At 64.5% G+C, this 5,663-nt stretch carries 6 protein-coding genes; 3 read left to right on the top strand and 3 right to left on the bottom strand.

Annotated features, from left to right (window positions below; translation table 11 throughout):
• The first annotated feature begins 246 nt into the window (after positions 1-246).
• The gene (gene bfr, locus VMR03_RS09820; RefSeq protein WP_325404683.1) at positions 247-732 is read left to right on the top strand and encodes a bacterioferritin; all 486 of its coding nucleotides are present in this window, start codon (positions 247-249) and stop codon (positions 730-732) included.
• A gap of 22 nt (positions 733-754) precedes the next feature.
• On the opposite strand, the gene VMR03_RS09815 is transcribed toward bfr, so the two are convergent.
• Complete coding sequence (locus VMR03_RS09815) at positions 755-880, bottom strand: entericidin EcnA/B family protein (RefSeq protein ID WP_325404681.1); 126 nt, start codon at positions 878-880, stop codon at positions 755-757.
• 106 nt (positions 881-986) lie between these two features.
• Here VMR03_RS09815 and VMR03_RS09810 point away from each other — a divergent pair, with 106 nt between their 5' ends.
• A complete protein-coding gene (locus VMR03_RS09810) occupies positions 987-1,448 on the top strand; it encodes a HugZ family protein (RefSeq protein ID WP_325404679.1) in 462 nt (153 codons plus the stop codon).
• A gap of 1 nt (position 1,449) precedes the next feature.
• Here VMR03_RS09810 and VMR03_RS09805 read toward each other — a convergent pair whose 3' ends face one another.
• The gene (locus VMR03_RS09805; protein WP_325404677.1) at positions 1,450-3,894 is read right to left on the bottom strand and encodes an FAD-dependent oxidoreductase; all 2,445 of its coding nucleotides are present in this window, start codon (positions 3,892-3,894) and stop codon (positions 1,450-1,452) included.
• Positions 3,895-3,903: 9 nt separating this feature from the next.
• The gene (locus VMR03_RS09800) at positions 3,904-4,797 is read right to left on the bottom strand and encodes a choline kinase family protein (RefSeq protein ID WP_325404675.1); all 894 of its coding nucleotides are present in this window, start codon (positions 4,795-4,797) and stop codon (positions 3,904-3,906) included.
• A 227-nt stretch (positions 4,798-5,024) separates the two neighbouring features.
• On the opposite strand from VMR03_RS09800, the gene VMR03_RS09795 reads away from it, so the two are divergent.
• On the top strand, positions 5,025-5,663 hold a 639-nt coding region (locus VMR03_RS09795), incomplete at its 3' end, for a ParA family protein (RefSeq protein WP_325404674.1).

The following is a 5,663-nucleotide window of genomic DNA, read 5'->3' as shown; positions in this document are numbered from 1 at the left end:
ACACCGGCCGGCCTGCATCGCGCCGCGGGTTGCAAGCCGCAATGCGGCCGCTGCCTGCCCGACATGGCGGAGATGATCCGCGCTGCCCGGGCCGAAGCCTCTACAGGCGTCTCGCTTGCCTGCGCCCTCTCGCGCGCGGCGGACTGATCCCTCCCGCAATCGTGCCCGGGCGCACCGGTTTCAATTGACCGGGCCCGCGTGAATGCCGACCATGCGCTCCGATGTTTTGCTTGAAGGAGCTGCGGCATGAAGGGCGACCCCAAGGTCATTGAATATCTCAACCGCGCGCTGAAGCTCGAACTGACCGCGATCAATCAATATTTCCTGCATGCCCGCATGTTCAGGCATTGGGGTTTCGAGCGTCTGGGCGACATCGAGTATCGCGAATCGATCGACGAGATGCGTCATGCCGACAAGCTGATCGAGCGTATTCTTTTCCTCGACGGGCTTCCCAATCTGCAGGATCTCGACAAGCTGAAGATCGGGGAGAGCGTGGCGGAAGCGATCGGCGCCGATCTCGAACTCGAGATGAAGGCGCATCCCTTTTATCGCGAGGCCATTGCCTATTGCGAAAGCGTTCGGGATTACGTCTCGCGCGAGCTTCTCGACGGCATCCTGGAGTCCGAGGAGGAACATATCGACTTCCTCGAAACGCAACTCGACCTCATCAAGTCGGTGGGCCTCGAAAACTATCTCCAGTCCCAGATGAAGCCGGGCGAATCTTCGTCCTGAGGCCGCACGGGACAGGCTTCCTTCAGAGCCTGTTCTTGACCCAGCGCGACGTATCCGAAATGTCCTGACCGACGCCTTCGACGGTGCTGCAGGCGGTGACGGCGAATGCGGTCAGCAAGAGCAGAAGGGCGACCAATTTCCTGTTCATCGAATTGACGTGCTCCGTTTGAGGAAGGTGAATCATATTATCATCCGCCCAAATGGGCGGGAATGCGGCGACGAAAGCCGCGCCGCCGCCGGCTGGAAAGATTGCCATGACCGATAGAGCAACGAAATCCGCCGCCGGCCTTTTGCGCGCCGTTCGCGCGGGCGCCCTCGGCACGCTGCTTCCCGACGGATATCCTTGCGTCACGCTGGTGAGCGTCGCTGCGGCGGATCGCGGAAATCCGCTCTTTCTGCTGTCGCGGCTGGCGCTCCACACGCGCAACCTCGCCCTGTCGCCGAAAGCCTCCCTGCTGCTGCGCGACGAAAGGCCGCCCGCCTCGGGCGAAGACATTCTGACGACGGCCCGTCTGACGCTTATCGGCACGGTGCTGCGCAGCGATGCGCCCGCCGACCGTACAGCCTTCCTCGACGCCCATCCCGAAGCGGCGGATTACGCCGCCTTCACCGATTTCGCCGTCTATGCCATGGAGATCGACCGCGCCCACCTCGTTGCGGGCTTCGGCCGCATCGTCGAGATCGGGGGCGAGGAGTTGCACGCCGCGCTGCGCTGACCTAGATCTTCACCCGCGTCGATTTCGGATCGTAAAGCGGTTCGAGATGGATGTCGCAAGGAACGCGCGCCGTCGCCACTTCGAGTTCGTAGCGGCCCTCCAGCATCCAGTCGCGGGCAACACCTTCGGCGCGGCGCACATAGCCATAGCCGATATTGCGCTCGACCGTATATCCCCAGCCGCCGCTCGACAGCCAGCCGACGCGCTCGCCATTCCGCAGGATCGTCTCGCGGCCCCAGAGCGGTACGGCGGGATCTGCCAGCGTGAAACAGGCGAGCTGCTTTTTGAGTGGCGCGGCGCTCTGCGTCACCAGCGCCTCGCGGCCCAGAAACGGCATCTCCTTCTTGAGCTTCACCGCCCAGCCGAGACCCGCTTCGAGCGGCGTGTGATCGGGGCCGATATCGGCGCCCCAGGCGCGGTAGCCTTTTTCGAGCCTGAGGGTCTCGATGGCACGGTAACCCGCATCGGCAAGACCGAACTCCTCGCCCGCGAGCTTCAGCGCTTCGTAAACCGTGAGCGCGAATTCGGTCGGGATGTGAAGTTCCCAGCCGAGCTCGCCGACATAAGTAACGCGCAAGGCGAGCGACGGCGCCCCGGCGATGACGAGCCCCCGCATCTGGCCGAAGGGAAAGCCGGCATTGGAAACATCGTCGCGCGTGACGCGGGACAGCACATCGCGGGCGCGCGGCCCCATCAGCGCCAGCGTCGCATAGCCCGACGTCACATCGACGAGATGGGCGTCGCAGCCTTCGGGAATGTTTCTCTGGATCCAGTCGAAATCATGCGTCGCGAAACCCGTGCCCGTGACGATGTAGAAGCGGCCCTCGGCGAGCCGTGCGATGGTGAGATCGCATTCGATGCCGCCGCGCGCATTGAGCATCTGCGTATAGGTAAGCGAGCCCGGCGCCTTGGTCACGTGATTGGAGCAGATCCAGTCGAGCGCCTGCGCCGCGCCCTTGCCGACCAGCATGAATTTCGCAAACGAGCTTTGATCGAAGAGCGCCACGCGTTCGCGCGTCGCCTTGTGCTCGTGACCGACCGTCTCGAACCAGTTCGGGCGCTGGAAGCTGTAGCGCTCGACCGGCTCGTCGTCGCCGCGCGCAAACCAGTTCGGCCGTTCCCAGCCGAGCTTTTCGCCGAAGACCGCGCCGTTGCCGCGCAGCGTTTCGTAGAGCGGCGAGCGCCGGAGCGGGCGTCCGCTTGCATGTTCCTCGCCCGGCCAGCCGATCGTGTAATGCTTGGCGTAGAGTTCGAGCGTGCGGGCGCGCACCCAATCGACGTCGCGATGCGGGCGGCCGAAGCGGCGGATATCGACCGGCCAGAGATCATAGGGCTGTTCGCCGGCGATCACCCACTCGGCCAGCGCCTTGCCCGCGCCGCCGGCGGACGCAATGCCGAAGGCGTTGAAGCCCGCGCCGATGAAGAGCCGCGGACATTCCGGCGCCTCGCCGAGGATGAAATTGCCGTCCGGGGTGAAACTCTCCGGCCCGTTGATGAAATCCTTGATGCCGACATGTTCGAGCGCCGGCACGCGCATGATCGCGCGCTCCATGATCTGCTCGAAATGCTCGACGTCGTTGTTGAGGAGCGAGAAATGAAAACCCTCGGGGATGCCATCCACCGCCCAGGGCTTCGGATTGGGTTCGTAGCCGCCCATGGTGAGGCCGCCCACTTCCTCGCGGAAATAGATGAGATTGTCGGGATCGCGCATGGTCGGCAGATCGCGCGTCACGCCTTCGATGGGTTCGGTGATCAGATATTGATGCTCGACCGAGACGAGCGGCACCGAGACGCCGAGTTGCGCCGCGACCTCGCGCGTCCATTGCCCGGCGCAGATCACGACAGTCTCGCAGGCGATGGTGCCGAACGGCGTGACGACGCCGGTGATGCCCTTCGCGTCCCGCTCGATCGAGAGCACCGGGCAATCCTCCACGATCTTCGCGCCGTTCATGCGCGCGCCGCGCGCCAGCGCCTGCGTGATGTCGGACGGATTGGCCTGCCCGTCCGACGGCAGGAAGACGGCGCCCTGAACGCCCTTCAGATCCATCACCGGCCAGAGCTCCTGCGCCTCCTTCGGCGAGAGCACATGCATGTCGAGGCCGAAGCTCCGCGCCGTCGTCACCTGACGCTTCAGCTCGATCATGCGTGCCTCGGAACAGGCAAGCCGCAAGCCGCCCGTCATGCGCCAGCCGGTCGCAAGTCCGGTCTCCGCTTCGAGCGCCGCATAAAGCGCGACCGAGTGTCCGAGGAGCTGCGTGATGTTGGCCGAATTTCTGAGCTGGCCGACCAGGCCCGCCGCATGGAACGTGCTGCCGCTCGTCAGCTTCGCGCGTTCGAGCAGCACGACATCCTTCCAGCCGAGCTTCGCCAGATGGTAGGCCGTGGAACAGCCGACGATGCCGCCGCCGATGACGACGGCGCGGGCCTGTGCGGGGACTGAGGTCATGAATGCACTCTAGATCTGACGAAAGGTCTGATAGGCGCGCTCGAACCGCGCGAGGTAATCGGCCGTATAGGCAGCATAGTCGAAGGCGAGCTTCGAGTGGAGTTCGGAAACCATGCTCCACATCGCCTCGCGCAGGAGCGACGCCGCCTTCATGGCCGCATAGCGCCGCCACAAATCGGCATCGACCGGCGCGTCGAAATAAAGCGCGAGCATATGCCGCTCCCGCGCCTCGTCGAATTCGCTGTTCGAGGCGAGGTTCGCGAGATCGAACAGGGGACTGTTGAAGCCCGAATATTCCCAGTCGATCAGCCAGAGCCGCTTGCCGTCATCGATGATGTTGCCGGGCAGGAGATCGTTGTGCCCGAACACGAGGTCGATGCGGCCGACCGCGCGTTCGAGCTCCTCGGCGCGGTGCGCGAGATCGTCGAGCTTCGGCGCATGCGGGCTTCCTTCCTCGCGCAGCCGCGACGCATAGTCGCGGAGCACGTGAAAGACCCAGAAGGCGATGACGGGCCCGCGCAGATATTTCGGCATCTCGCGGTGACAGGCTTTCAGCACCGGCATGAAGCGCTCGACGAAACCCGGCGCACGGATGCCCTCCGCCGTCATCGCCGCGCCACCCTCGATGAAGCGCGCCACGATGACGCCTGGCCGCGCATGAACGACTTCCGGCGAAATCCCGGCGAGAAAGGCCGCCCGCGCCGCGTTCACCTCGTTGAAGCGCAAGACTCCGTGAACGGGAATGTCCTCGCCGATGCGCACGACATAGCTTTCGCCGCTGTCGCTGACGCGAAAATTGAGATTGGTGATGCCGCCCGTCAACGGCTCGGGCTCGACCGGTCCCGACCAGCAATCGAGCGCCCGGGCCAGTGCCCTCGCTTCGCCAACCCGATCCGAACTCACGCCCCCGCTCACGTCCTGCCTCGCTGCCACTGCATCGCCCGCGAGAAGATTGCGCCAGAACGGAAAGGCCAACAAGGGCGTGGAGCGCGCGCCCTCTTCGCCGATCCGATCAATTCGTTAGGTATTTGAACATTTTTCTTATCGGAAGCTTAAAAGCACCCGTTCTTTGATGGAGGCGACGAAATGCCAGCCCCACTCCCGACGGGGAGCGAATGGAGCCCGCCGACATGCAAATCATCGTTCTCGCCTCCCAGAAGGGAGGCTCCGGCAAGACCACCCTGTCCGGACATCTCGCCGTCGAGGCGGAGAGGTCGGGCGCCGGACCCGTGGCGCTGATCGACACCGATCCGCAGGCAAGCCTCGCCCATTGGTGGAATGCACGCGCTTCGTCGAGCCCCGCTTTCGCCAGGATTGCCATCGACGAACTCGAGGAAGGTCTCGACCATCTGCGGCAATCCGGCTTTCGCCTCGCCGTCATCGACACGCCGCCCGCGATCACGCATTCGATCTCGCAGGTCGTCTCCCATGCCGACCTCGTCATCATTCCCGCCCGGCCGAGCCCGCACGATCTGCGCGCCGTCGGGGCCACGATCGACATTGCCGAGGCCCATCGCAAACCGCTCATCTTCGTGATGAATGGTGCGACCGTCCGTGCCCGGATCACGGGCGAAGCGGCCGTCGCGTTGTCGCAGCACGGCACCGTCGCGCCGATCACGCTTCACCATCGCGTCGATTTCGCGGCCAGCATGGTCGACGGCCAGACCATCGGCGAGATCGATCCGAAGAGCAAATCGGCACAGGAGATCGCGGAACTCTGGACCTATGTCGCCGGTCGCCTCGGACGCCTCACCGGCGCCAGCGATCTC

This window comes from Parvibaculum sp. (genome assembly GCF_035511255.1).
Taxonomy (GTDB): Bacteria; Pseudomonadota; Alphaproteobacteria; order Parvibaculales; family Parvibaculaceae; genus Parvibaculum.
Note: the sequence above shows the minus strand (reverse complement) of the source record. Positions and strands in the feature narration are given on the sequence as shown.

Excerpts from the sequence above, each read along its gene's own strand:
- VMR03_RS09815 (WP_325404681.1), bottom strand. The coding sequence starts at position 880 with ATGAACAGGAAATTGGTCGCCCTTCTGCTCTTGCTGACCGCATTCGCC.
- VMR03_RS09810 (WP_325404679.1), top strand. The coding sequence starts at position 987 with ATGACCGATAGAGCAACGAAATCCGCCGCCGGCCTTTTGCGCGCCGTT.
- bfr (WP_325404683.1), top strand. The coding sequence starts at position 247 with ATGAAGGGCGACCCCAAGGTCATTGAATATCTCAACCGCGCGCTGAAG.
- VMR03_RS09805 (WP_325404677.1), bottom strand. The coding sequence starts at position 3,894 with ATGACCTCAGTCCCCGCACAGGCCCGCGCCGTCGTCATCGGCGGCGGC.